At 41.9% G+C, this 26759-nt stretch carries 17 protein-coding genes and 2 tRNA genes; 15 read left to right on the top strand and 4 right to left on the bottom strand.

Going from position 1 to position 26759, the window contains the following annotated elements:
• Positions 1-247: 247 nt before the first annotated feature.
• Positions 248-335 (top strand) — tRNA-Ser (locus NQ546_RS13285).
• 244 nt (positions 336-579) lie between these two features.
• On the opposite strand, the gene NQ546_RS13280 is transcribed toward NQ546_RS13285, so the two are convergent.
• Positions 580-652 (bottom strand) — tRNA-Thr (locus NQ546_RS13280).
• Positions 653-1051: 399 nt separating this feature from the next.
• On the opposite strand from NQ546_RS13280, the gene NQ546_RS13275 reads away from it, so the two are divergent.
• The 3 genes from NQ546_RS13275 to NQ546_RS13265 are packed head-to-tail and all read left to right on the top strand — an operon-like array spanning position 1052 to position 5061.
• The gene (locus NQ546_RS13275; protein ID WP_039953262.1) at positions 1052-3616 is read left to right on the top strand and encodes an SLBB domain-containing protein; all 2565 of its coding nucleotides are present in this window, start codon (positions 1052-1054) and stop codon (positions 3614-3616) included.
• A 9-nt stretch (positions 3617-3625) separates the two neighbouring features.
• Positions 3626-4741, top strand: a complete 1116-nt coding sequence (locus NQ546_RS13270) for a Wzz/FepE/Etk N-terminal domain-containing protein (RefSeq protein WP_004290611.1) — start codon at positions 3626-3628, stop codon at positions 4739-4741.
• Positions 4738-5061 (top strand): UpxY family transcription antiterminator, encoded by a 324-nt coding sequence (locus tag NQ546_RS13265; protein ID WP_004290612.1) that lies wholly within the window; start codon positions 4738-4740, stop codon positions 5059-5061. Before NQ546_RS13270 ends, NQ546_RS13265 begins: the two co-directional genes overlap by 4 nt.
• A gap of 90 nt (positions 5062-5151) precedes the next feature.
• Here NQ546_RS13265 and NQ546_RS13260 read toward each other — a convergent pair whose 3' ends face one another.
• Positions 5152-6360, bottom strand: a complete 1209-nt coding sequence (locus NQ546_RS13260) for an ROK family transcriptional regulator (protein WP_004292956.1) — start codon at positions 6358-6360, stop codon at positions 5152-5154.
• A gap of 153 nt (positions 6361-6513) precedes the next feature.
• Here NQ546_RS13260 and NQ546_RS13255 point away from each other — a divergent pair, with 153 nt between their 5' ends.
• From NQ546_RS13255 to NQ546_RS13205, 11 genes are all read left to right on the top strand, one after another.
• A complete protein-coding gene (locus tag NQ546_RS13255) occupies positions 6514-6960 on the top strand; it encodes a YhcH/YjgK/YiaL family protein (RefSeq protein ID WP_004290614.1) in 447 nt (148 codons plus the stop codon).
• Positions 6961-7099: 139 nt separating this feature from the next.
• Positions 7100-8338 (top strand): MFS transporter, encoded by a 1239-nt coding sequence (locus tag NQ546_RS13250; protein WP_004290615.1) that lies wholly within the window; start codon positions 7100-7102, stop codon positions 8336-8338.
• Positions 8339-8376: 38 nt separating this feature from the next.
• The gene (locus tag NQ546_RS13245) at positions 8377-9294 is read left to right on the top strand and encodes a dihydrodipicolinate synthase family protein (protein WP_004290616.1); all 918 of its coding nucleotides are present in this window, start codon (positions 8377-8379) and stop codon (positions 9292-9294) included.
• A 12-nt stretch (positions 9295-9306) separates the two neighbouring features.
• A complete protein-coding gene (locus NQ546_RS13240; RefSeq protein ID WP_004290617.1) occupies positions 9307-10482 on the top strand; it encodes an AGE family epimerase/isomerase in 1176 nt (391 codons plus the stop codon).
• Between the two features lie 40 nt (positions 10483-10522).
• Complete coding sequence (locus NQ546_RS13235) at positions 10523-13531, top strand: SusC/RagA family TonB-linked outer membrane protein (protein ID WP_115615918.1); 3009 nt, start codon at positions 10523-10525, stop codon at positions 13529-13531.
• A gap of 11 nt (positions 13532-13542) precedes the next feature.
• Positions 13543-15240 carry a RagB/SusD family nutrient uptake outer membrane protein gene (locus tag NQ546_RS13230; RefSeq protein ID WP_004290619.1) on the top strand — a complete coding sequence of 566 codons (1698 nt, stop codon included), beginning with the start codon at positions 13543-13545 and terminating at the stop codon, positions 15238-15240.
• A 63-nt stretch (positions 15241-15303) separates the two neighbouring features.
• Positions 15304-16968: a glycoside hydrolase family protein gene (locus NQ546_RS13225; RefSeq protein ID WP_115615945.1), complete on the top strand. Its 1665-nt coding sequence runs from the start codon at positions 15304-15306 to the stop codon at positions 16966-16968.
• A 150-nt stretch (positions 16969-17118) separates the two neighbouring features.
• Positions 17119-18810 (top strand): RagB/SusD family nutrient uptake outer membrane protein, encoded by a 1692-nt coding sequence (locus NQ546_RS13220; RefSeq protein ID WP_004290621.1) that lies wholly within the window; start codon positions 17119-17121, stop codon positions 18808-18810.
• 178 nt (positions 18811-18988) lie between these two features.
• Positions 18989-21505 carry a hypothetical protein gene (locus NQ546_RS13215; protein WP_004290622.1) on the top strand — a complete coding sequence of 839 codons (2517 nt, stop codon included), beginning with the start codon at positions 18989-18991 and terminating at the stop codon, positions 21503-21505.
• 65 nt (positions 21506-21570) lie between these two features.
• Positions 21571-22767, top strand: a complete 1197-nt coding sequence (locus NQ546_RS13210) for a hypothetical protein (RefSeq protein ID WP_039953263.1) — start codon at positions 21571-21573, stop codon at positions 22765-22767.
• A gap of 247 nt (positions 22768-23014) precedes the next feature.
• Positions 23015-24496, top strand: coding sequence for an alpha-L-fucosidase (locus tag NQ546_RS13205; protein ID WP_004290624.1), 1482 nt, complete (start codon positions 23015-23017; stop codon positions 24494-24496).
• 246 nt (positions 24497-24742) lie between these two features.
• On the opposite strand, the gene dnaJ is transcribed toward NQ546_RS13205, so the two are convergent.
• Together dnaJ and NQ546_RS13195 are read right to left on the bottom strand one after the other, a co-directional pair.
• A complete protein-coding gene (dnaJ, locus tag NQ546_RS13200) occupies positions 24743-25924 on the bottom strand; it encodes a molecular chaperone DnaJ (protein ID WP_004290625.1) in 1182 nt (393 codons plus the stop codon).
• A gap of 13 nt (positions 25925-25937) precedes the next feature.
• Positions 25938-26558: a nucleotide exchange factor GrpE gene (locus NQ546_RS13195; protein WP_004290626.1), complete on the bottom strand. Its 621-nt coding sequence runs from the start codon at positions 26556-26558 to the stop codon at positions 25938-25940.
• Between the last annotated feature and the right edge of the window lie 201 nt (positions 26559-26759).

Genomic DNA, 26759 nt, shown 5'->3' with positions numbered 1-26759 from the left:
GAAACCACTCATGCACTAACAATAAATGCGATAAACGCATCGTCGAGGGCTTAATGCCTTTCCGTTGCATATATCGCATTTATTATCATACATAAGTGGTAGTGCAAAAGTAATAATTATTTTTGATAATAGAAGCCTTTTTCTATTTTTTACTTGTAATATTCGAATATAATATATTTTCTGATTGATTATTTGCACAAAACATTTGGTAAATCCAAAAACTTCCTCTACTTTTGCGCCCCGAAAAGGAGAGGTGCTCGAGTGGTTGAAGAGGCACGCCTGGAAAGCGTGTATACCCCAAAAGGGTATCCGGGGTTCGAATCCCCGTCTCTCCGCAAAACACTAAAGATAAATGGTGGAAAAACTAAGACAAGTCCCGTAAGATCAAGGTTTTACGGGACTTCTTTCGTTTTGTCGGCAGACAAGCAAAAGACAAGAAAATGCCCCGTTTGGACAAAGTAGTGTTACTAAATCGTTACTGAAAATCGGGCGGAATAAAATAAATTGTTGCTTTTCTTGCTGCTAATAGGGAAAGAAAAAAGACTGATATTCAGTGCTCTAAATATCAGTCTTTGAAAGAGCCGCTAGCCAGACTTGAACTGGCGACCTACGCGTTACGAATGCGTTGCTCTACCAACTGAGCTATAGCGGCGATCGTTTTTGTTTACGGGGTGCAAAGGTACATCTTTATTTGAATTTGCAAAAAGAATTGCTTGATTTTTTAGAAATATTTCCGGAAGTTATTTGGGGAATGGGTTATAAAACTATTGTTTTTAATCAAAGTAGCATGTAGCTTTTTTATATTTTTGCAAGCAAACAGGGAACGCAGTGGAAGGTAAAAAGATGTGACTTAAAATATGTATTTATAGGAAGTGGCTTGTTCGATAAGTAATAGTAGCGAAGGGCTTTCTGCTATATTGAGATAGGGAATTAATTCTTTTTCCGAAACTTCGGAATGAAATAAATGTATATTATGAAAATAAAGTATTACCTTTGCCCCCAATTTAAAAACATTACTAGATTACTAAAGGATTAATCAAAAATCTTACTTATGCGCAGATTTATACTATTATGTTTGTTGATGTTCACAGTATCAAGCGTAGTATTTGCTCAACGAATGACGGATGAACAAGTTATTCAGTATGTGCAGGAAGCTCAACAGGCGGGGAAGTCTCAACAACAGATGTCGATTGAACTGATGAAGAGAGGGGTCACAAAGGAGCAAATTCAAAGAATACAATCTGAGTATTCGGGAAAAGCAAATGTAACGACCGGAACCGGAGGAGAAAAAGCAGCAGATTCACGTTTACGTACCCCAAAGAAATACGAGAATAAAAATAAGAACATTTCTCAAGAAAATTCCACTTTAGAAAATTCCAACTCTAAAAAACAAACCATAAAAGGGTTGCGTGCTAAAAACGATCAACAGCGTGATGAAAAAGAGATGGAGCAGGAATTCGGTTGGGATGGCAATGAACAGACAGACTATTTAGAATATGACAACTTCCTTGGTAAAGAGAAGAAAGAAAAAAAGGAGGATCCTACCCAACAAATTTTCGGACATAATATTTTTGATAATGAGAATCTGACCTTTGAACCCAATATAAATGTTGCAACCCCCAACAATTACCGTCTGGGTGCAGGTGATGAGGTTATCATAGATGTTTGGGGTGTTTCTCAAAAGACCATTAGGGAAATTATCTCACCCGAAGGCACTGTGCAAATTGAAAACTTAGGTCCGGTTTATTTGAGTGGGAAAACAGTCAAAGAGGCTAATAACTATTTGAAAAACGAGTTTGCCAAGATATATGCCGGTGTTACGGGTGAAACTCCTAATACTCAGATTAAATTGACTTTGGGTGAGATTCGTTCTATTCAAGTGAATGTAATGGGTGAAGTTGTTGTGCCGGGCACTTACACCCTTTCTTCATTCGCATCTGTTTTTCATGCGTTGTATTGGGCAGGTGGCGTAAATAAGATAGGTAGTCTCCGTAGCATAAAAGTTATACGCGACGGGGAGACGGTTGCTGATGTGGATATCTATGATTTTATCATGGAAGGCCGATTGAAAGATGACATTCGCTTGCAGGATGGTGATGTGATTCTGGTTAATCCTTATCAAACTTTGGTACAGATATTGGGCAAGGTGAAACGTCCTATGTACTATGAGATGAAGCCGACTGAAACCATTGCAACTTTGCTTAAATATGCCGGTGGGTTTACCGGTGATGCTTATAAAAAAGCAATACGTCTTGTACGTAAGAGCGGTCGTGAACATCAGATATTCAATATTGATGAAATGGATTATTCCGTATTTCGTGTAGAGGATGGAGATGTTCTTACGGTGGATTCAGTTCTTGACCGTTTTGAAAACCGAGTGGAGGTACGCGGTGCCGTTTATCGCGAAGGGTTGTATCAGTTGAGTGGAGAAGTGAACACTGTGAAACAATTGATAAAGAAAGCCGAAGGTGTGCGTGGTGATGCATTTTTGAATCGTGCTGTGATCAGTCGTGAGTATGATGACTTGACTCGGGAAATGATTGCGATAGACTTGAAAGGCTTGTTGAATGGCGTTGTTGCAGATATTCCTTTGCAGAAGAATGATATATTGTTTATCCCCAGTGTTCAGGATTTGAGGGAAGAAACCACAGTTGCTATTCATGGTGAGGTTGCTGATCCGGGTACTTATTTATATGCGGACAAGATGACGGTAGAAGATTTGATTCTACAAGCAGGTGGTCTGTTGGAGGCTGCTGCTACAACCAGGGTTGAAGTGTCCCGTCGTGTGAAAGACCCCAAGAGCACTGTTTTCAGTGGGACAATCGGTCAGAACTTCTCATTCGACTTAAAAGACGGCTTGCTGGTGGGGGAAGGTAGCGGTTCGTTCCATCTTGAGCCGTTTGATGAAGTGTATATCCGTAAAAGTCCGGCTTACCATCGTCAACAGACTGTGACAGTGGCAGGTGAAGTGCTTTTTAGTGGGAATTATGCATTGTCCAAGAAAAATGAGCGTTTGAGTGACTTGATCACTAAAGCCGGAGGTATATCATCGGATGCATATGCCAAGGGGGCTCGTTTGCTGCGTAAGATGAGTGAAGAAGAGTTGCGTCGTAAAGAAGATGTGCTGCGTATGGCGCAAATGACTTCCGGAGGTGACTCTATTTCTGTTAAGAAGTTGGATTTGTCCGATACCTATTCGGTTGGTATCAATTTGGAGAAAGCCTTGCAGAATCCGGGTTCGGATTATGACATGGTGTTGCGTGAGGGCGATATGCTTTATGTTCCCGAATACGTAAGTACAGTCAAGATCAGTGGTGCTGTGATGTATCCTAATACGGTGCTTTATAAAGCCGGGGAAGGCTGGAAGTACTATGTCAACCAGGCCGGTGGATTTGGTAATGATGCCAGAAAGCGGAGAGCTTATGTTGTTCATATGAATGGTACGGTATCCCGTTTGAAATCAGGTGGAGCAAAGGAAATTGAACCGGGATGTGAGATCATTGTTCCGAGCAAAGACCCCAAGAAGAAGATGAGTCCTGCTGAAATTATCGGTATGGGTACGTCTGCAGCTTCTTTGGCAACTATGATTGCTACTTTGGTTAACCTCTTTAAGTAATAGAGAATTATGAGCGAAGAAAATATACAGAAGACAACACAGCAGCAGCCGGAAGAGCAAGAGATTGATTTGATTGAGCTTGCTCAGAAAGTGTGGGCGGAGCGTAAATTGGTTTTCAAGGCATGCGGTATTGCCGCCCTTATCGGATTAGTGGTTGCGTTCAGTATTCCTAAAGAGTACTCTACTAAAGTGACATTGGCGCCTGAAAGCGCTGGTAAGACCTCTGCGGGAGGTATGGGAGCATTGGCGGCCATGGCCGGGATTAATTTGGGTGGAGCTTCGGCCGGAGAGGATGCGTTGTCGCCCGAGTTATATCCTGATATTGTTAAGTCAACACCTTTCCTGTTGGAGCTGTTTGATGTAAAGGTTAAGGATCAGAAAGGCAAAGTAGATACAACCTTATATGCTTATTTGGACAAGTACCAGCGTTCGTCTTGGATGGGGGCTGTGGTCTCTGCTCCATTCAAGGCTTTGGGGTGGACACTCTCTTTGTTCAAGGATAAGCCGGAGAAGAGAGAAGGTAAAATTGATCCGTTCCACCTGACGGTAGATGAAACAAGGGTGGCTGAGGCATTGAGCAAGCGCATCTTGGTTACCATTGATAAAAAAACAGGCGTTACCACTTTAGAGGTAACTATGCAAGACCCTTTGATTTCAGCTTCGTTGACAGATACGGTCATGCATTGTTTGCAGAACTATATCACAGACTATCGTACCAATAAAGCCCGTCATGATTTAGCCTTCACGGAAAAACTTTATAAAGAAGCAAAGGCCGATTATGAGGAAGCTCAAAAAAAATATGCTACTTTTGCAGATGCTAACCAAAACATTATTCTGTTGAGCTATCGTGCTGAGCAGGAACGTTTGAAGAACGAGATGGAGTTGGCGTATACCGTTTATACACAGGTTTCCGGGCAGTTGCAGATGGCGAGAGCCAAGGTTCAGGAAATCACTCCGGTATATACGGTTGTGCAGCCGGCCACAGTGCCATTGCGTGCTGCTAAACCGAATAAGATTATGATCCTTATCGGATTTGTATTCTTGGCGGGAGTAGGATGTGTTGGTTGGATACTATTTGTGAAAGATTTATTTAAGGAATGGAGAAAAGCAAGCAAAGCAATATGATAGCTAATAATGATATGAATCGTTGGTGTGCCCTGTATACGGCACCGAGGTCGGAACGTAAATTGATGCAACGTTTGAATGAAGCAGGTTATGCTGCATTTTGTCCTATGCAAATCGTATTCAGGAAATGGAATGGCAAGACAAAGGAGGTATTCACTCCATTGTTTCCCGGTTTCCTTTTTGTAGAAGAAACAGCTGATGTGGCATCTTTTGTCGCATCGCAGAATGTGGCTCTTTTGGTAGATGCGGAAGGTAAGCGTTTGTCTGTTTGTGCTGAAAAGGCAGAGTTGGCTGCAGAATTCGCACATTTATTGAAATAATTATTATATAAACGCCTTTCTATCTTTCAGGCGTATCATACACACAGATTGCATGTATTTGAAAATAGTGAATACATGCAATCTGTGTATTTAGCACTCAAACATCCGGCTTCGTGCCAGCATGCAGGCGCCTACAACGCCGGCTTTATCTTTGAGTTTGGAGACTGTGATAACTGTATCCTGATTTACCAGATTCAGAGAATATTTTTTTATCGCAGTTTTTATCGGTTGTGTGATATAGTCCTCTGTCAGTGACAATGTTCCTCCGATGATTACTAATTCCGGATTCAATATATTGATTAATCCGGCGATTTGCTTACCTAATTTCTGTCCGATTTCTTCTACGATTTCGATGCACAATAAATCCTCTTTGTTGACGGCTTCGATAATTTCATCCAGTGTGAGTGAGCAGTTTTGGGAGTCGATGCGGTCGGAGAGGATAGAGCTTTCTCCTTTTCTTACGCGTTCCAGTAATATGCGGTATAAGGCAGAGCCTGACGCTTCGGTTTCAAGGCATCCTTTTTTCCCGCAGTGGCAGAGGATTTCATTGTCAAAGACGTTGATGTGTCCGAATTCTCCGGAGAATCCCGATTTGCCGGTATATACTTTGCCGTCAATGATGATACCTATGCCCAGTCCCCAACTGACATTAACGAAGATGATATTCTTTTCCCCTTTGACACACCCTTGCAAATACTCGCCGTATGTCATTGCGCGGGTGTCATTATCGATACAAACCTGATAACCGATTTTTTCCGTCAATACCTCTGCCAGCGGACGTTCGGAGAAATTGAATTGGCTGAAGCTGTATCCGGATTCGGGGTTGACACGTCCTGATATATTAATGTTGATATTCAGTATTTTGTCGGTGTTGACTTTCGCTTTTTTTATGAAAGAGCTGATGAGTCTGCATAGTTCCTCCTTTGCTTCCGGAGTATTCTCAAACTTATACGGAATATTCATTTTCAATTCCATCATGTCCCCCTTGAAGTTGATCAGGCCGATATTGACAGCAAATCTTTTAATGTCTACCCCGATAAAGTATCCGGATTCCGGATTCAGGCCATACAGGCTGGGGTGTCTTCCGCCGCTTGTCTCCAGTTTACCATAATCGTTGATATAGCCGTCTTCGTACATTTCACCGATGAATTTGGTAACTGTGGGGATGCTTAGATCTAATTCTTTGGATAAGTCGGTTATCGTTGAACTACCATTATATATATAATGTGTAATGATTCTCTTTTTTATAAGAGCATTCTTACTTCCCAGTTCAATCTCTTTCAAAAGTTGTTGTTTCATTATGCTTTCTCTTAATAGGACCATTACAAAGATACAAATTTTATCTATATCTTATTACTATAATAAAATAATTTATTAATTATAGCTTAGATAATAAATTATTTAATATATTTGCTGCCGATATTACTATGTATAACATTTAATCTTGAAAACATGATTGTATCAAACTTGCAAAACAGTGGTAGGATAGAAAGTCTCCATCCTCAGTTTAAGCCTCTTTTTGACTATGTGAAGACACATGATTTGCTCCATGCCGAGTTGGGACGTATTGATATAGACGGAGACGATTTGTTTATAATGAACATCAATCCCGAATGTGTTCCACAGGATAAGCAAGTGCTTGAGGTTCACCGTATTTATATTGATGTGCACATCCTTTTGGAAGGAACGGAGAGAATTGGTTGGAAGGCTATTGAAGACGTAAAACAGGAAATCAAGCCTTACGATAAAGAAGGCGATTGCGCTTTGTATGCCGATCCCTCTACCACATGGGTGGATTTGCTTCCCGGTCAGTTTATGATTGTGTATCCGGAAGACCCTCATGCACCGGTTGTCGGAGCCGGAAATATTCGTAAACTCATTGCAAAAGTAAAAATCTGATTTTTTAAAATTACCCGGCATTATATTTTTGTGATTTTAATTATATTCGCGTATTTAATAAAATAATTTATTAAATATTTTGCATATAATAAAATAGTTAATATATTTGCGAAGTATCAATATCATTATTCTAATTATTATGAAAAACAAAAATGTATATCCTTGGATTGTAGTAGCGTTGCTTTGGGTGGTGGCTTTGCTTAATTATATGGATCGTCAGATGCTCTCTACTATGCAGGAAGCGATGAAGGTTGATATAGTGGAGCTGAATAAGGCGGAAGCATTTGGTGCGTTGATGGCTGTTTTCTTGTGGATTTACGGTTTTATGAGTCCTATTGCCGGTATGATTGCCGATCGTGTTAACCGTAAATGGTTGGTTGTAGGCAGTCTTTTTGTTTGGTCGGGCGTGACGTATTTGATGGGATATGCTGATAATTTTCATGAGTTGTATTGGCTGCGTGCGGTGATGGGGGTGAGTGAAGCGCTTTATATTCCTTCCGCCTTGTCGCTGATTGCCGACTGGCATCAGGGCAAGTCGCGTTCGTTGGCTATTGGAGTGCACATGACGGGGCTGTACGTGGGGCAGGCCATCGGCGGTTTTGGCGCCACTGTTGCTGCAATTTTTTCTTGGCACACCACTTTCCACTGGTTTGGTATCGTAGGAATGATATATTCTGTGGTTCTGATATTTTTGTTGAGGGAGAACCCCGATCGTATGATTGCGGAACAGCCGTCTTCTGTGGCGGGCAAAGAGAAGAAGCCGTCGCTGTTTGGCGGGTTGAGCATGTTGTTCTCTACTTGGGCATTCTGGATTATCCTCTTTTATTTTGCGGCGCCCAGTCTTCCGGGATGGGCCACAAAGAACTGGCTTCCCACTCTTTTCTCTGAAAGTCTGGGTATTCCGATGGCGGAAGCAGGGCCTATATCTACCATAACAATTGCCTTTTCTTCTTTCGTGGGCGTGATTCTTGGCGGAATCCTGTCCGACCGTTGGGTGCAGAAAAATATTCGCGGGCGTGTCTATACGGGAGCCATTGGGTTGGGGCTCACAGTTCCGGCATTGATGCTGCTGGGATTTGGAAGCAGCTTCGTGGCTGTCATTGGAGCAGGGTTGTTGTTCGGAATAGGTTTTGGGATATTCGATGCTAACAATATGCCTATTCTTTGTCAGTTTGTGTCGGCCAAACATCGTGGAACCGCTTACGGTATAATGAATATGACAGGGGTGTTTGCCGGTGCTGCCGTCACCCAACTATTGGGTAAGTGGACCGATGGCGGCAGTCTTGGTGAAGGGTTTGCGATGCTGAGCATTATCGTGCTCATTGCTTTGGCTCTTCAACTCTACTTTCTCCGTCCTAAAACGGACAATATGGAATAAACTTAAAATAAACTTATAACAATCTAATAAAGAGAATTATGGAAAAAATTATCGGATTAATTGATGCCCCTTTCACCCCGTTCTATGAAAATGGCGAAGTGAATTACGAGCCGATTGAGGCGTATGCAAAGATGTTACAGAAGAATGGTCTTCAAGGTGTGTTCATCAACGGTTCTTCCGGAGAGGGCTATATGCTCACCGAAGAAGAGCGCATGAAGCTGGCGGAACGCTGGGTGTCGGTGGCTCCCAAGGGCTTTAAGGTGATTGTGCATGTGGGCAGTTGCTGTGTAAAGGCAAGCCGTATGCTTGCTGAGCATGCTCAGAAGATCGGAGCATGGGGCATTGGCGCTATGGCTCCTCCTTTCCCGAAGATCGGCCGCATCGAAGAGTTGGTGAAGTATATCGAGGAAATTGCTGCCGGTGCCCCTTCTCTGCCTTTCTATTATTATCATATTCCGGCATTCAATGGCGCTTTCCTTTCTATGGTGGGTTTGCTGGAAGCTGTTGACGGCCGGGTGCCTAACTTCGCCGGAATCAAATACACTTTCGAGAGCCTGTACGAGTACAACCAGTGCCGTTTGTACAAGGACGGCAAGTATGACATGCTTCATGGGCAAGACGAAACAATTCTTCCTTGTCTTGCTATGGGAGGTGCACAGGGCGGTATCGGCGGCACTACCAACTATAACGGTAAAGAACTTGTGGGTATTATCGAGGCTTGGAAAGCCGGTGATCTTGCATTGGCACGCGAACGTCAGAATTTCTCTCAGGAGGTCATTAACGTAATCTGTCATTTCCGCGGCAACATTGTGGGGGGTAAACGTATAATGAAGCTCATCGGGCTTGACTTGGGCAAGAACCGCACTCCTTTCCAGAATATGACTGACGAGGAAGAACAGCGTATGAAAGCCGAACTTGAAGCGATTGATTTTTTTAGCCGTTGCAATAAATTCTAAATTCAGTAAAAGATGAATGTGACAGATTATTTACAAACTTGGGCAGCATCCTATAAAGAGGACTTTGTGAATAATATCATGCCGTTCTGGATGCGATACGGTCTCGATCATAAAAATGGAGGGGTCTATACCTGCCTTGATCGTGACGGTCGTTTGATGGACACCACTAAATCCGTATGGTTTCAAGGGCGTTTCGGTTTTATAGCTGCTTATGCTTATAATCAGATAGAGCAGAATCCCGATTGGCTGGCGGCTTCCAGAAGTTGTATAGACTTTATGGAGAAGCATTGTTTTGACAAAGATGGCCGTATGTTTTTCGAGGTGACCGAAGAAGGATTGCCGCTTCGCAAACGTCGTTACGTGTTCTCTGAGTGTTTTGCAGCTATTGCGATGTCGGAATATGCTCTTGCCTCAGGTGATAGGACTTATGCGGAAAAGGCATTGGATCTTTTTAAGAGAATATTGAGAAATCTTGCCACCCCCGGTTTGTTGGAACCCAAATACCTGCCTACATTGCAGGCCCGCGGGCATTCCATAACCATGATTCTCATCAATACAGCTTCCCGTATTCGGGCAGCCATTTCCGATCCGATACTCGACACTCAAATCAATGAATCCATTGCTGCTATCCGTCGCTATTTTATGCATCCCGAATTTAAGGCATTGCTCGAAATGGTAGGGCCTGACGGAGAACTCATTGACACTTGCAACGGTCGTATCATCAATCCGGGACATTGCATAGAAACAGCGTGGTTTATTCTCGAAGAAGCCAAACACCGACATTGGGATAAGGATCTGGTTCAGATGGGAATCCGGATTCTCGAATGGTCTTGGGAATGGGGATGGGATAAGGAATATGGCGGTATCATCAACTTCCGCGATTGCCGTAATTTCCCCGTACAAGACTATTCTCAAGATATGAAGTTCTGGTGGCCGCAGACGGAAGCCATTATTGCTACTCTTTACGCTTATCAAGCTACTTGTGACGAAAAATACCTTGATATGCACCGACAGATTAGTGACTGGACTTATGCTCATTTCCCCGACAAAGAATATGGCGAATGGTATGGCTATCTTCATCGTGACGGTACGGTGGCACAGCCGGCTAAGGGCAATATATTCAAGGGGCCTTTCCACATTCCGCGCATGATGATACGTAGTTATACCTTATGTAAGGAAATACTTTAGTTAATCTTAATTACCTATTTATAATTCAAATTTTAATTCTATGAAGCAGTATCTATTGACACTATTTTGTTTGTGTGTATCTATGATAGCACTGGCACAGCAAAAGACGATTACCGGAACGGTGATCGATGCCAACAATGAACCCGTAATTGGAGCCTCTGTTTTAGAAAAAGGGACTTCCAATGGTACTATTACGAATCTTGATGGAGAATACTCCTTATCTGTATCTGCTGGAGCAACTTTGGTTTTTAGCTATATTGGTTATAAAACACAAGAAGTATCAATTGGCAATAAAACAACAATAAAAATTACTCTGGTTGAAGATTCCGAGCAATTGGACGAAGTAGTAGTCGTTGGCTATGGTGTACAGAAAAAATCAAGTATGACTGCGTCAGTAGCTTCTGTTTCAGCGAAAGAAATTAATAAGTTAGTTACTTCTAATGTAACTTCGGCTCTCCAAGGACGTACGCCGGGCGTTGAAGTTTTGCAGAATGGTGGTGAAGCAGGTGCAGATGTTAGTATATTGATACGTGGTGCGGGTACTTTTGGCTCTACTGAACCTCTGTATATAATAGATGGTGCAGTAAGTAACAACGGTATTAATTCACTGAATCCTAATGATATTTCATCTATTGAAATATTGAAAGATGCTTCCGCTGCTGCTATATATGGATCGCGTGCATCTAATGGTGTTGTGTTGGTTACTACAAAAAGTGGGAAGAGTGGTAAAACTGTTGTAGAAATCAATGGTTCTTTTTCCTACCAAACTCCTACAAAGATGCTGGATTTTATGAATGCTGAACAATGGAGAACTTTTGCCAATCAGGTAGCTGATAACAGCCCAGCTTTTGATCGTGCTCCGCAGAATGTGAATCCTACCAATCCGAATCTAAGTACAGATTGGCAAGATTTATATTATCAAAATGCTGCAATGTGGAACTTGAGTGCGGCTATCTCTGGAGGTGGTGAAAACTCAACGTTTAGCACGAGTATCGGTTACGCTAATCAAGATGGTATTATCATCCAGTCTAATTATGAAAAATATAATGCACGTGTTAATGGTACTTATAAAAAAGGACGTTTCACAATAACGGAAAACCTTTCTATTGCGCATACCAGTAAACAATCACCTCCGGCAGGACGTAGCATTATGTTACCTACAATTCCTGTAAAAGACGAATTGGGACGTTATGTCTCTACACCTCTTTTGGATGGTTATTCAATTACCCAGTCGGATATTACCAATCCGTTGGCTTCTATTTATGCTCGTGATAATTATACGAAAAAAACAGATATAACTGGAAGTTTGAGTATCGGGGTAGATATTTGGAAAGGAATCAAGTATAAATTGAATTTAGCCGGAAGTTATTTGAACACTCATGGATATACACATACTCCGGCTTTTGCTTCCTATTGGGATGAAAATGGAACTCCTAATTCTAATTTTAGCCAGCCCTATACTTCTTTGTCAGAATCAAGAGGAGAAAGTTTCAATTATACAATTGATAATTTGCTAACCTATAATGGAACATTTGGCGGTCATACTTTTGACGTACTTTTAGGTACCAGCTGGATGCGGGAATTTTACCGTACTATGTCTATTGATAGCGGTGTGAGCGATTTGGGTGCTCCTGCTGTAACGACTTATAATGGTGCAGGTACAGTTGGTTCCAATGAATTGAATTCTGCCCTACTTTCTTTCTTTGCTCGTTTGAATTATGATTATAAAAATCGTTATTTACTGTCATTGAGTATTCGTAGTGATGAATCTTCAAAGTTTGCTAAAGGTAATAGAGTTGGTTACTTCCCTTCTGTATCAGTAGGTTGGAATATTCATCAAGAAGAGTTTTTTAAAGTACCCTGGATGTCAAAGTTGAAAATTCGTGGTAGTTATGGTGAATTGGGAGCTAACTTTATAGACCCTTATTCTTTCCTGTCATTGGCTTACGGACCTGTTCCAACAATCTTTAATAACAAGCGTCAGTATGGGTATGTAACCCGTTTAGCTCAAACCAACCTAACATGGGAGACGGCTGTTTCATCGAATATTGCTATTGAAATGGGATTTTTGGATAATGCCTTGAATTTTACGGCAGAATATTTTATGAGACGTAATAATGACTTGTTGGCTCCATTGGAATCTCTTCCTTCTTCAGGACAAACAATTATTATTAATGATGGTGATCTTCCTTATTATAACACTGCATCTGTGGAAAATAAAGGCTGGGAGTTTACTTTGGGTTATCGCAAGGCATGGGACAAATGGAGTGTAGATGTACAGGGAAATATCTCTTTCTTGGATAACAAAGTACGTAAATTAGGAGAAGGAGTACAACCTATTCGTGGAAATTTGATGAGTTCTAAGTTTGCAGATCGCCCCACTATTACAAAAGAAGGATTGCCTATTGGATCTTTCTATGGATATAAAGTAGTTGGACTTAGCGATAAGGGTGATTTCTTGTTTGAAAGTGCTGATGGTAAAGGTAAACCTGCTGGTGAAGTCAGTGAAACAGATAAACAGGTGCTTGGAAATCCTACTCCGGACTTTACTTATGGGTTGAATGTAAATGTTGGCTATAAGAATTGGGATTTGACAGCTTTCTTCCAAGGCACGCAGGGGAATGATATATTTGCTGCTGCTAAGTATCAAATTTACTTCAACTATGATAATAATACATTGGTAAATGCCATGAATTCATGGACGCCTTCTAATACGAACACTTCTTTACCAATAGCAAAGACTGACAATTTTAATGGTGGTAATTCTTTGCCGAGCAGCTTCTACATTGAGGATGGTTCTTATTTCCGTTGCAAGAATTTGCAAATAGGTTATACTTTTGATAAAAAACTTTTGAAGAAAACAGGTTTTATTGAGTCTGCACGTTTATTTGCAGGTGTTCAGAATCTGTTTACTATCACTAACTACTCTTTGTATGATCCGGAAGTTAGTAGCAATACTCTTTTTGATAGAGGCATAGATGGTCTATATCAAGATGCTCCAAAGGTAAATGCAAGAGTTTACAATTTTGGCTTTAATTTAACCTTCTAAAAAGTTATAATATGAGAAAATATAATAAACTGATTATTTGGGCATTGGCAGTAATAGGAGTGTCATTAAGTTCATGTGATGATATTTTTGAGAAGCTTGCAGTTAATCCGAATCAACAGGATGTGAGTTCTTTCTATAATACACCGGAGAATATAAACAAGGGTGTAGTGGGAATTTATTCTTATATAACAACTCCTCGTGCTATGGGCGTTTCAGCTACTCGTCTTATGGCTAATCGTGGAGATGAAAGTAGCGATCGTACAGATTATGGAGTTCCCGGGCAATATAATGCTTCATTGACTTCTTCTTGGTACACGATTGTCCAGCCCTATCAGTTGTTTTATACGGCAGCTTCACAAGCATGTCAAATGATTGAAGTAATTCCGGACGTGGAGTTTTCTAATGAAAAGTTGAAAAATGCCTATTTAGGTGAAGCCTATTTTCTGCGGGCTTTCTCTCATTGGTTCCTGTTCTTGAATTTCCGTAATATTCCTCTGATGGAGCATTTTCCCAAATCCTCTAAAGATTATAAGCCGCAATCGGCTCCGGAAGATACATGGGATTTTATTATCTCCGATTTGAAAAAAGCAAAAGAACTGTTGCCTAAGAAAGGCTTTTGGACCGGTGATAATATAGGGCGCGTAACGAGTGCTGCTGCTACAGCTTTGTTAGGTAAGGCTTATCTGTATCGTAGCGGAATAGAAAAATATTATGGAAACTCGTCAACTACTTATTATGATGAAGCTGCTGCCTGCTTTGACGAAATAATCAAGGGTGATCATGGTGATTATAAATTGATGGCGAATTACAATGACAACTTTAGAGTAGCTACTGAGAATAACGATGAATCTATCTTAGAGTTTCAATTTTTGGGAGATGCAGTTAATACAGGGTTCAATCCGGGTATGCCTGAAAGTGGTGTATGGAGAGATCCGCGCGGCAATCAACCTCCTTCATTGATCTCCAATAATGCCCACGTTATCCATCAATGGGTGTATGATACTTTTGTTGCTTCTAAAGATAAGAATGGAAAAACCGATTCACGCATGTTTGGGACTTTGATCTTTGATGACACCGCTGCTGAAATCCATGCAAAGCAAGGTGATAAGGTTACTGTTTTTGACGGAAGATCATTTAATGACTATTACTATGCAGAGAAGGGTGGGGTAGTGACTAAAGGCTTTGCCATTGTTAGTAGTCAAGCAGGTAATTATAAGTCAGCTTGCCGTAAGAATATTGATTGGACTCTTCCAAGTAAAAATCCCGGTAATAATATGTGGATTGGCAATCTTCGTGCCAATGGTTTGAATTATACGTATATCCGTTATGCAGATGTATTGTTGATGTATGCAGAAGCTGTTGTTTCTGGTGGAAAACAAGGTAAACTTACAGCTTTGGAAGCAGTGAATGAAGTTCGTGCTCGTCCAAGTGTGAACATGCCTGCATTAGCGTCTGTGGATATGGCGGCCATCGAACATGAACGCATCTTGGAACTTACTCAAGAAGGACACCGTTTCTATGATCTTCTCAGATGGGGGAAAGTTGCCGAACGATTTGCGGAATTGGATGCTATTGATCCTAATTTTAAGCAGTATAACACATCTGCTTATTTGGGATTCCAAAAAGGACGTGACGAATGGTTACCTATTCCTATTGATGAAGTAGAAGGCAATCCGTATATTACGGAGAATAATCCGGGTTGGAATTAAATTTATGAATGAAAGAGGGGAAACCCTCTTTCACTTACTTATTTATTTAATATAATGATTTTTATGCGAAAAACTTTATTGAGCTTACTTTTTTGGGGAGGAGCAACTTTGACATTTGCCCAAACTTTACATAATGGTATTACACTTCCTGAACAGTGGCCGCCTCGGCGTCCGGCGCCGACTGTCCGTAAAGAGATGCCGGTGCCATATTTGGATAGTAAACCGACAGTGATTCCGATCAACACAGGGCGTCAGCTATTTGTTGATAACTTCTTGGTTAAAGAAACAAACTTGGAAAGTGTATATCATACTCCTAATTACTATGCCGGAAACCCTGTATTGGAACCGGATAAAGAATGGGAAAAAACGATTCAAGGTGCTTTATATGCCGCTCCGTTCAGTGACGGTATTTGGTATGATGATAAAGATGGAAAATATAAGATGTGGTATCTGGCCGGTGCAGGGTCTATTCATAAAGATGAAAAGCAGACTTTCTATACCTGCTATGCGGAGTCAACAGATGGGAAACATTGGGAAAAGGTGAATCAGGATATAGTTCCCGGAACAAATATTGTGGATACTTGTAATCGTGATGCTGCCACAGTATGGTTGGATCGTGAGGAAAAAGATCCTTCAAAACGTTGGAAATTCTTTAATATAGAACGTCGTCCCGGTGACCGCCGTTGGCAGGTGGTTTTGAAATATTCGGCAGATGGTATTCATTGGAGCAGAGGTGTGGCACAATCGGGAGACCAAGGAGACCGCACTACTGCTTTCTATAATCCGTTCACCCGGAAATGGGCGTTAAGTATGCGTGCTGGTACGCCTGTGTCAAGTCGTTCACGTTATTATATTGAACATAGCGACCCTGAAATGTTAGTCAGTTTGGCACATAGAACCCGTAAAGATGCTGATGATAAGTTTATTGTATATTGGTTTACACCGGATGATAAAGAGTTGCGCCATGAAAAGTATCCGGAAGTAGAACCGGGTATATATAATTTCGATGCAATCCCTTATGAAAGTATCATGTTGGGGTTCTATTCAGCATGGGCAGGGCCTGAAAATCGTGTATGCGAGCGTGACGGTATTCAAAAACGGAATATTATTTCTTTGGGATACAGTCGTGATGGCTTCCATTTCTCCCGTCCTACTCATCAGCCTTTTATGAATGTGAATGAAACGGATGGAGCATGGAACTGGGGTAATATGCAATCTGTCAATGGTGTTCCTCTGATTGTAGGCGACTCTCTTTATTTTTATGCAAGTGGTCGCAGATTAAGTAAGATCATGTGGGATAGTCATACTTCAACTGGTTTGGCCACTCTGCGTCGAGATGGCTTTGTATCTATGCATGCCGGTAAGAAGGAGGGATATTTGACAACAGAAACATTGTCTTTTGATGGTAAATATTTGTTTGTAAATGCAGATGTAAGGGCTGGTAAACTTGCAGTAGAAGTCTTGGATGAACAGGGAATGCCTATTGAAGGCTTTGGCGTGAAAGATTGCGTTGTTATGCGAAAAGAGAACTCTACCAAGCAACTTGTAACGTGGAAGAATCAGAAAGACTTAACTACTTTAAAAGGAAAGAAGATACATTTGAAGTTCTATCTGACTAATGGTGATTTATATGCTTTCTGGATATCGCCATGGAGTAGTGGAGAAAGTCGCGGATATACAGCCGGAGGAGGTCCGGGATTAAATTCTGCCGGAATAGATTTACGGTAGTTTTTAAGATATAAATTGTAAACTAAGGTTTTACGGTCCAACAATAAACGTTCTGTTTGCCGAATATGGTAGGCGTTTCTACTATGTTCTATTTAAAAAGTGGTTTAGGGAAAGACTGTAAAACCTTAGTTTATTTAATAACAAATAGCCATGAAAAAATGTAGTAATTTGAAAGTTTTGGCATTGGCAATAATTAGCTTATCGCTAAATTCTTGTGATGATATTTTTGATAAACTTGCTGTTAATCCTAACCAACAAGATGTAGCCTCTTTTTATAATACCCCTGAAAACATAGACAAAGGAGTTAAAGGGATTTATTCTTATCTCACTACTCCTCGTGCCTTAGGATGCAATGTTACCCGAATTTTGGTAAATCGCGGCGATGAAGAAAGTGATTGTGTAGAACTTGTGGGGCAATACTGCCCGGCATTGACTTCGTCTTTAAGTTCAGTGGTCGATTCTTATGCAATGTTCTATACCGCTGCTTCTCAAGCTTGCCAAATGATTGAAGTTATTCCCAATGTGGACTTCTCTAATGTGGCTCTGAAAAATGCTTATTTGGGTGAGGCGTATTTATTGCGGGCTTTTGCCCACTGGTATTTGTTCCTCAATTATCGCAATATTCCTTTGATGGAACACTTCCCTAAATCGTCAAAAGATTACAAGCCCCAATCAGTTCCGGAAGATACATGGAATTTCATTATTTCCGATTTGAAAAAAGCAAAAGAGTTGTTACCAAAGAAAGGTTTTTGGAAAGGTGACAATATAGGACGTGTTACGGGGGCTTCTGCCGCTGCTATGCTGGGTAAAGCCTATCTGTATCGTAGTGGAGTTGAAAAATATTATGGAAATTCCTCGGTTACTTATTATGACGAAGCAGCTGAATGTTTTGACGAAATAATCAGGGGAGATTATGGAATTTATAAATTAGTTGATGATTACAATGATAATTTCAAGGTTGCTACCGAAAATAATGATGAATCTATTTTGGAATTTCAGTTTTTGGGTGATCCGGTGAACACCGGATTTAATCCCGGAGTATCGAATAGTGGCGTGTGGAGAGACCCGCGTGGAACACAGCCACCTTCATTAATATCCAACAATGCTCACGTAGTTCATCAATGGGTATATGATGCATTTGTTGCTTCCAAAGATAATGACGGTAAAACTGATTCCCGTATGTTTGGTACGCTGGTCTTTGATGATACAGCTCCTGAAATTCATGCAAAATCCGGTGATAAAGTGTTGGTTTTTGACAATAAAAGATTTAATGAGTATTATACAAAGATTGAAAACGGTGTCGAAGTAAAAGGATTTGCTATTGTCAGCCCTCAGGCCGGAAAATATAAATCTGCTTGCCGTAAAGGATTGGACTGGACATTACCTACTAAAAATCCGGGAAATAACATGTGGATTGGTAATCTTCGGGCCAATGGTATGAATTACACATATATTCGTTATGCCGATGTACTGCTGATGTATGCAGAAGCTGTACTTTCGGGAGGGAAACAGGGAAAGTTGACGCCTTTGCAAGCTGTGAACGAAGTGCGTGCACGTAAAAGTGTTAATATGCCTGCATTGCCATTTGTTGACATGAAGGGCATTGAGCATGAGAGGATTCTTGAATTAACAGGTGAAGGACACCGCTTTTATGATTTACTTCGTTGGGGCAAAGTTGCTTCGCGTTTCCATGAATTGGAACTTTCAGATCCTAACTTCAAGCAATATAATACGTCCGAATATTTAGGTTTCGTAGAAGGGAAGAATGAATGGATGCCTATTCCTGTCGATGAAGTGGAAGGTAATCCATATATTACGGGAAATAATCCGGGATGGAATTAATTTTATTTATTAATTATTTCATGAGAACTAGGCGTACTTGAATGTATGCTTCGGCTGCGGGCTAATTTTAGCTGATAAGTTATACTGTCAACTGATAACTAAATTTATACGGGAAGGAGGAGGATCATATTAATGGGAACTTGATTTTGTAAATGTTAAATCTAAAACAGATGTGCTTATGAAAAAACTGCTAATAATAGGTCTTTGGGGTATAACATCTTTGTCGTTTGCACAAGATAGGAATTTCGCTGCCATAAATCCTGCCTTGTTCTCTTATTCGACCGAAGATGTATATATAAATCCTCCCTCGAAATATAATGGGGGGAGCCATTTATTATCACCCGATCCTAAACGATATCCTTGGGAAGAACGTCTGGAGAATGGGATGCCTAATGCCATGGTTGACGGGGCAGGTAATGTCTCGGTTTATTTCTCCAGTTTTCTGATTTTTTCTCCTACTCCTCCTTCAAGGGTCGGTGTGATGGTCTTTACTAATACTACTTCCAATCTTTCTTCATGGACGCGTCCAAATCTTGGGCTATATTGGTATAATGCTGCCGGTAAAACGGCTGATGAAAAAATCACTCCCACTTATCAAGCTGGTTATCAGAATACTAATCTTGTGGCTGTCGATATTGAAAGTTTAGGTATCTATGATGATGGGGGGACTTCTAAACCTATAAAATTAATATATATGCCTCAGCGTGAATTTCAATATAGGTTTCTGGGGGCTTATGAGATGGATCGTAGTTTTACATCAACAGGCGTATTGTCCGGATTTACGGCTATGAAAAGCGACCGTAAACAGAAACAAAAGGTACTGACCTTCAAGAATATTAATGCAGATACCCACATGAATTGGATGAAGCATCGGGGGAAATATTATTTTACTTCTCGTGTAAATTCACGCAGGTCTGCTTTGAAGCCGGGTGAAGTTCCCCCATTTGCTACCGATCCCAGAAAACGTTTTCGCAGAAATACTATAACTGAATTGGGAGGACAGATTACATCTAAAAGTGTAGATTATAATGTTGTCTTAGATTATTCAACAAAGCAATGGGAACCTTATAGTATGCAACCATTCCGTTTGCCGGGATTTGAAAAAGACATTTGGATGGGGCTGGCAACTATGTATGGTGTAGAAGGCTATCCGGATATAGAAAAAAAGCAAAGAACAGAACTTGTAATTTCAAACAATGGGAAAGACTGGTATTATTTAAAGCCGGGTACGCCTTTTTTGGATAATAGTACAAATCCACAAGCGGATGACTTTGGATGTATCAATATTGCTACTCCTGTGTATCATACTAAATTTCATACAGGAAGAAATTCGCAAGACCCTTTCTTTTTTTATGCGTCCTCAAAGATGCGGCATGAAGAGGGGCGTAATCCGGGAATTTCGTTGGCTACTTCAAAATATGGGAAACTGGCGGGGCTGAAAGCGACTTCCGAAAAAACATTTTATTCATTGAGTCCTGCCGCTTCTCCGGAAGTAACTGTTACCCAGATGCCTAAATTTTCTTTAAAGAACGCTTTTGCTATTGATGCCGAATTTTTCCCATTTATCTTGGGGGATATAACAGATGATCCGAGAAATAAAACGCTGGCTCAATTGAACAGTTACGTGCTTATACGCATGTTTGCTTATGAGCAAGGAACTGCTCATGGATTAGGTGCTTATTTAGGAGGTGTGTTTGGTAGTTCGGTAGCCGGTACGCATAATGTTTCTGATGACTATGAAGCGGTTTCTTTTGTTTCGGGAGGAGTAGTCGGGACAACAAAAAGTGCTTTGCTAATGTATTTGAAGGCATGTTCTGATAAGGAGCCGACAAAGATTATTTCTTTAAAAGATTTTGCAGATATTCCGATTGTTCTTGAGACAAGGGTTAAGAATGCAGTTTTCTATGGAGTAAAGTTTAATCAGGCTGAAAATCATACTGTTTCTGTGGATGTAGATGCTGCCAATGATTTTTCGCCTTCAGGCATATGGAATTTTCAACCATCTTCACCGGTGTTTGAAGATTGTTATGTTGCGGACTTTTCATCGTTAAAGCGGATTCCTAATCAAATTATTCCTACTCGTATGGAATCTGGAGCGATGGCTTTGAGGATTACTCCACAAGCTGCATCTTACGATCAGACTATAATACGGATGTCGGGAGACGAGGATAACTTTCTATCTATGGATTATTTGTCTAATGGAAGTCTTAGGTACCACATGGTGAAGGAAGGAACAGACTATTTGAATATGCAGATTGCACCACCTGCCGGGAAAACCTTTCAAGGAAAGGAGGTTGAAGTGACGATTGAGGCGGTAAAACTTGGCAAACGGAAATATTATAAAGGATATAAAGAGGAAACTACAATTATGAGGGTGAGTTGCCCAAGTTTGAATTATGAAAAAATAATACCTCAAGATATCATATGGAAGTTTAGAAGAGAAACTCCAACACCTGTTGATAGTTCCTATGCAAGAGGATATGCTTATTTGCCTTTTTCTGCATTTGTAGGCAATATGGATAAAATAGTAGTGGGAGGAAGTTCGGAGGCTTGTACAAACAAGTTTGTCGGTTCTATTCATCAGATACAGATCTCTCCGCAACTGCCCGCTGATAATGCCCGCAATAATTGGCATCATACCCGTTTGGAAGCTATTACCTTTTCGGATAGTTTAAGGAAAAGAAAGGTTGAATAGTTTGGAGGATATTATGTTGTTTTTGACAAAAATTAGATGAAGTATAATTTTAAAACTGAAAAACGATGAAAAGACATATTTTATTTATTTGTTTGATATGCGGATTTTATTCCGGTGTGAATGCACAGACGTATTATAACATGTGGCGAGGTTTCGGTGAAGCCGGTAAGCCGGAGTGGATTGCTAACTTGTCATTAGCCACAGGAGATAGCTATACAGGCATAGGTTTTACATCCGGCTCCATTTGCCGCGGATTTGTAAATGGAGGTGGTAAATGGGGATTTTTGAGACCGGGAAGCACGTCGGATCCAAGCCGTTTGAGTAGTATCATCAGCAATATTTCTCAATTAACGGTCGGAGTGGAAGGATGGGTTGGAGCAGAAGGACTTTCTGCCAGAAGCCTGACTCCGGGTACTGAAACGACCCTTGACTTGGTGGCTGCCAGCGGAAAAACAAGCATTACGTCTAATGTGGACTTTCAAGGCCTGCACATTCAATCTGTGAGAGCGAAGCGTATCTATATGTACGATGATGTTCTCTTTAATCAGAAATTCTGGACAAGCATGGGCATCGGGAGAAACGACGATCCCACTATTGATAATCCGAATAACAAGATGCTGCGCATTGGAAGTACAGGGTCGATTGGCTTTTGGGGAAACGGCCAAGTGAAAGCGGACGATGCCCCCAATCTTTTGATTACTACGGAGGGAAAAGTGCGGATTGGCTCAGTCAGTAATCCTCATAAATTGAATATCGGAGGAGCCATCTTTTTAAAGCAAAAGAATGTGGAGACCCTTGTAGGAGTGAATAGTGATTCTACCTGTACATGGATCGGAACTTTTTCCAATCATGGTTTCCTCTTGGGTACGAACAAGCGTAGCTGTTTCTACATAGACCCGGTACAGCGTAATCTGTATGTAGGAATTACGGAAGTACAGGCTGCCCAAATACGGGAAGAGCTGAAAAATAAGTACGGCATGTTTGTCTATAAAGGCATCCTTTCCGAGGACTATGCCATTGCTCCGAAGTCAACTTGGGCGGACTTTGTCTTTTCGCGCAACTACAACCTGAAACCGTTGAAAGAAGTGGAATCTTTCATTGCTGAAAACGAACATCTTCCGGATGTTCCGTCGGCTGCCCAAGTGGCGGAAGAGGGCTATTCGCAACATGATATGAATAAGGTGCTGTTGCAGAAAATAGAAGAGCTGACGCTGTACATCATTAAGCAACAAAAAGAGATAGAAGAATTGAAAAGAAGATGATAAGTTTTTACAAATGTAATGCGTCGGAAGATGACTCCTATATTCAGGGTATCTCAGTCGTATACTGAGATACCCTAAGTATACGACTGAGATAGACTCTGTATACGACTGAATCAACCTATTTCGTTTGCCTTGATAATCAGTTAGTTGCAAAAGAATGTTTTAATGGTAATAAATCTTTTCAATTAGATGGGGGAATATGAATCAGCCCCGACTTTTGGTTCATGTCAATAACAATGTATAGAAAATGAAGAAAGTGATTAGTTTGTCCATCATGCTGGCATTTGTCCTGATGATGAAAGCGCAAGAAAAAGTGTATCAACCCACCTGGGAGTCATTGGACAGCCGTCCTGTGCCGTCATGGTTCGGTAATGCCAAGTTCGGGATATTTATCCATTGGGGACTGTACTCTGTGCCTGCATGGTCGCCGAAAGGCACGTATGCCGAATGGTACAAGCATTGGGCAGACAAAAAGGATCTCTTTGGAAACGGGGATTTTAAGGGGGATGAGGTATATGAATATCACAAAAAAATGTATGGAGAGAAGAGCTATGCCGATTTTGCAGCCATGTTCAAAGCCTTGGACTACAACCCTGTACAATGGGCGGAACTGTTTGAGAAAGCAGGAGCCAAGTATGTGGTGCTTACCACAAAGCATCACGACGGCTATGCACTGTGGCCAAGCAAGGAGGCTTCACGAGATTTCGGACGGCCTTGGAACAGTATGGATATCGGTCCCGGAAGAGACCTTGTGGGAGAGTTTACGGAAGCTGTCCGCGGCAAGGGACTGAGAGTAGGGCTGTATTATTCCATGATAGAGTGGGACAGTCCGCTGTGTATGCGCGGAAGAATGGACTGCTATGTGAAGGAGCATCTGTTTCCGCAGTGTAAGGAGCTGGTTACCAATTACAAGCCGGACTTGCTTTGGTCGGACGGAAATGGCGGATACTCGGAAGATATTTATAAAATAAAGGACTTTCTGGCATGGCTGTATTCGGCAACGGACGTAAAGGACAAAGTGGTGGTCAACGACCGGTGGGCCAAAGGCATGAAGCATGTGCATGGGGATTTCTTCACCTCGGAATATAGCACATCCGACTTGGACGTGGAAAAACCTTGGGAGGAATGTAGAGGCATTGGCTTCTCTTTCGGATTGAACCGGAATGAAGATATTGAGGACTATTCCTCGCCCAAGGGTCTGGTGCTGACTTTGACTAACATTGTTGCCAGAGGTGGCAACCTGTTGTTGGGCATCGCTCCGGACGTCAACGGAAAGATACCTCCCGTCATGCAGGAACGTCTGCTGCAAATGGGCAAATGGCTGGCTGTGAACGGTGAAGCCATTTACGATACGCATAAGTGGAGAGAGAGTTTCCAATGGTCGGCAGGTGCAAGAGAGGGATTGAAAAAAGGTAAGTATTACGTTAGCGGCGATGCCATCTTGGCTCAGACCGTATGTCCGGAAAAAGGGCAGGCTGTGAAGGAAGCCTTCTTCACCCAGTCCGCCAAGGGGGATGTGTATGCCATCCTGCCCGTCTTGAAAAGCGGGAAGTTCGTGTTGAAAAACATACAATCTACTAACAATACAAGAATCTCGATGTTAGGTTTGAATAAGACATTGCTTTGGAAGCAAAAAGGCAAAAACATTGAGGTTACAATTCCTGTCATTGAATATGGAGAAGCTCCATGCGATTATGCGTGGACGCTCAAGATGGAGAATGTGAAATAATATGTAGCTATGAAAAAAGTGGTCGGCTTGTTTATCATTGTAGTGACAAAGTCAAGAATCCCCGTTATATACGTTACGCTTGGCAACCCTTTACACGTGCCAATCTGGTTAATGGTGCAGGGCTGCCGGCGTCTACGTTTATAGCCTCAAGGGGGCAGAGGTATGAGTACCAACTGTGCTTTCTGATATAAAAAAAGCTGCACCGAACATGGCGCAGCTTTTTTTATATCAGAAATGTTTTATTGCTTAGTCAAACAGACTCTTGAACTTCTTGAAGATTTTTTCCTTGATGGAAGTGTTCGGCTTGAAGTTGTCCGAGCTTTCCATTTCTTCCAATGCTTTTTTCTCTTCTTTGTTCAGGGTTTCAGGGACATAGACGCTGACATTCACCAATAAATCCCCCGTTCCGTATCCGTTGACGTTGGGCAAACCTTTGCCACGCAGGCGGAGAACCTTGCCCGGTTGCGTACCCGACTCGATTTTCACCTTTACTTTTCCGTCAATGGTGGGTATCTCCACCGCACCGCCCAATGCTGCGGTTGGGAAGCTAAGGAGCAGGTTGTATATCAGGTCGTTTTCATCGCGGATCAGTTCCTTGTCCTGCTCTTCTTCTACGAGAATCAGCAGGTCGCCCGGCACACCGTTGTGCTTGCCTGCATTACCTTTGCCACCCATAGAGAGCTGCATGCCTTCGGCTACGCCTTTGGGAATGTTTACGGTAACGACTTCCTCACCGTACACGATACCTTCACCGGCACACTCCTTACACTTGTTCTTGATTACTTTGCCTTCACCGCCGCAGGTGGGACAGGTGGTGCGCGTCTGCATCGTTCCGAGAATGGTCTGCTGGTTGCGGATCACCGTACCGCTGCCTTTACAAGTGGGGCAGGTCTCTGCACCTCCGTCTCCTTCGGCGCCGGTTCCATGACAGTGACTGCAAGGCACGTACTTTTTCAGCTTGAATTTCTTTTCTACTCCGGTAGAAATCTCCTTGAGGTTTAGTTTCACTTTGACGCGTAAGTCAGAGCCGCGATACCGCCGTTGCTGTTGTGCGCCTCCGCCGCCAAATCCGCCGAAACCACTGAAGCCGCCGCCAAAACCACCACTGTGTCCGCCAAATATGTCGCCGAACATGGAGAATATGTCATCCATGGACATGCCGCCGCTGAAACCGCCGAACGGACCGCCATTGCCGGCTGCGCCGCTCATTCCGGCATGACCGAACTGGTCGTAACGGGCACGCTTGTCCGGGTTACTTAATACATCGTATGCTTCTGCCGCTTCTTTGAACTTCTCTTCGGCTACCTTGTCGCCGGGGTTTTTGTCCGGGTGGTATTGGATAGCCTTTTTGCGATAAGCCTTCTTTATCTCGTCTACCGATGCTGTTTTCTCGACTTCCAGTACTTCGTAATAATCTCTTTTTTCCATATAACTGTGTATGTTATTCTCCAACCACTACTTTGGCATGGCGGATTACTTTGTCGTTTAGCATGTAACCTGTTTGCACGCAGTCCAGAATCTTGCCTTTCAATGCTTCGTCGGGAGCCGGGATTACGGCAATGGCTTCATGGTAGTCTGTATCAAGCGGTTGCTCTTTGGTTTCAATTACTTTGACGCCGTTGTGTCCCAGTACCGTCATGAATTTGTTATAGATGAGCTCTACACCCTCTTTCACAGCAGCCACGTCGGTGGCAGTCTCCATATTCTTCAAAGCACGTTCAAAGTCGTCCACAATGGGAAGGATACTGCTGATGCTCTTTTCACCGCCGTTCAGGATCAGTTCGGCTTTTTCTTTCATCGTGCGTTTGCGGTAGTTGTCGAACTCGGCGGAGAGACGCAGGTATTTGTCTTTCTGGTCTTCAATCTCTGCGTGGGCTTTCTCCAATTCTTGAGCGAGCTTCTCTTCCTCAGTCAGGGTAACTTCCTCTTTCTCGGTTGCCTCTTCACCGTTCTCTTCCGGAACAGCTTGTGCTTTCAACTCTTCTTCGTTGATGTTTTCTTTTTCTTTAGAATCCATATTATTGTTATGCTTGTTATTCTTATAAAATGGTTTTGCTTTCATTGCTGCTAAGGGTTAAGTTAATATGATATGTTTTTTATAGCAATAACTTTGCCAAATTGGCTGCTTTTGCCAAAAACGCCGCAAAGGTAATACTTTTATGTCAGATTGACAGCGAAATGCTCTATAAATAGGAATGTCTCCCAATCATTTCGTGCGCTTATTTAAGGCTTTCAGCGCTTATTTTTATGGATTGGGGAAAAT

Source organism: Bacteroides eggerthii (assembly GCF_025146565.1).
Taxonomy (GTDB): Bacteria; Bacteroidota; Bacteroidia; order Bacteroidales; family Bacteroidaceae; genus Bacteroides; species Bacteroides eggerthii.
The sequence above is the reverse complement of the archived record's forward strand: the minus strand, read 5'-3'. Positions and strand labels throughout refer to the sequence as shown.

What these genes read in the sequence shown, in the direction of transcription:
- NQ546_RS13255 (WP_004290614.1), top strand. Translation starts at nt 6,514, where the DNA reads ATGATTGTATCAAACTTGCAAAACAGTGGTAGGATAGAAAGTCTCCAT.
- NQ546_RS13205 (WP_004290624.1), top strand. Translation starts at nt 23,015, where the DNA reads ATGAAGAAAGTGATTAGTTTGTCCATCATGCTGGCATTTGTCCTGATG.
- NQ546_RS13220 (WP_004290621.1), top strand. Translation starts at nt 17,119, where the DNA reads ATGAAAAAATGTAGTAATTTGAAAGTTTTGGCATTGGCAATAATTAGC.
- NQ546_RS13250 (WP_004290615.1), top strand. Translation starts at nt 7,100, where the DNA reads ATGAAAAACAAAAATGTATATCCTTGGATTGTAGTAGCGTTGCTTTGG.
- NQ546_RS13260 (WP_004292956.1), bottom strand. Translation starts at nt 6,360, where the DNA reads ATGAAACAACAACTTTTGAAAGAGATTGAACTGGGAAGTAAGAATGCT.
- NQ546_RS13195 (WP_004290626.1), bottom strand. Translation starts at nt 26,558, where the DNA reads ATGAAAGCAAAACCATTTTATAAGAATAACAAGCATAACAATAATATG.
- NQ546_RS13270 (WP_004290611.1), top strand. Translation starts at nt 3,626, where the DNA reads ATGAGCGAAGAAAATATACAGAAGACAACACAGCAGCAGCCGGAAGAG.
- NQ546_RS13215 (WP_004290622.1), top strand. Translation starts at nt 18,989, where the DNA reads ATGAAAAAACTGCTAATAATAGGTCTTTGGGGTATAACATCTTTGTCG.
- NQ546_RS13230 (WP_004290619.1), top strand. Translation starts at nt 13,543, where the DNA reads ATGAGAAAATATAATAAACTGATTATTTGGGCATTGGCAGTAATAGGA.
- NQ546_RS13245 (WP_004290616.1), top strand. Translation starts at nt 8,377, where the DNA reads ATGGAAAAAATTATCGGATTAATTGATGCCCCTTTCACCCCGTTCTAT.
- NQ546_RS13275 (WP_039953262.1), top strand. Translation starts at nt 1,052, where the DNA reads ATGCGCAGATTTATACTATTATGTTTGTTGATGTTCACAGTATCAAGC.
- dnaJ (WP_004290625.1), bottom strand. Translation starts at nt 25,924, where the DNA reads ATGGAAAAAAGAGATTATTACGAAGTACTGGAAGTCGAGAAAACAGCA.
- NQ546_RS13265 (WP_004290612.1), top strand. Translation starts at nt 4,738, where the DNA reads ATGATAGCTAATAATGATATGAATCGTTGGTGTGCCCTGTATACGGCA.
- NQ546_RS13235 (WP_115615918.1), top strand. Translation starts at nt 10,523, where the DNA reads ATGAAGCAGTATCTATTGACACTATTTTGTTTGTGTGTATCTATGATA.
- NQ546_RS13225 (WP_115615945.1), top strand. Translation starts at nt 15,304, where the DNA reads ATGCGAAAAACTTTATTGAGCTTACTTTTTTGGGGAGGAGCAACTTTG.
- NQ546_RS13240 (WP_004290617.1), top strand. Translation starts at nt 9,307, where the DNA reads ATGAATGTGACAGATTATTTACAAACTTGGGCAGCATCCTATAAAGAG.
- NQ546_RS13210 (WP_039953263.1), top strand. Translation starts at nt 21,571, where the DNA reads ATGAAAAGACATATTTTATTTATTTGTTTGATATGCGGATTTTATTCC.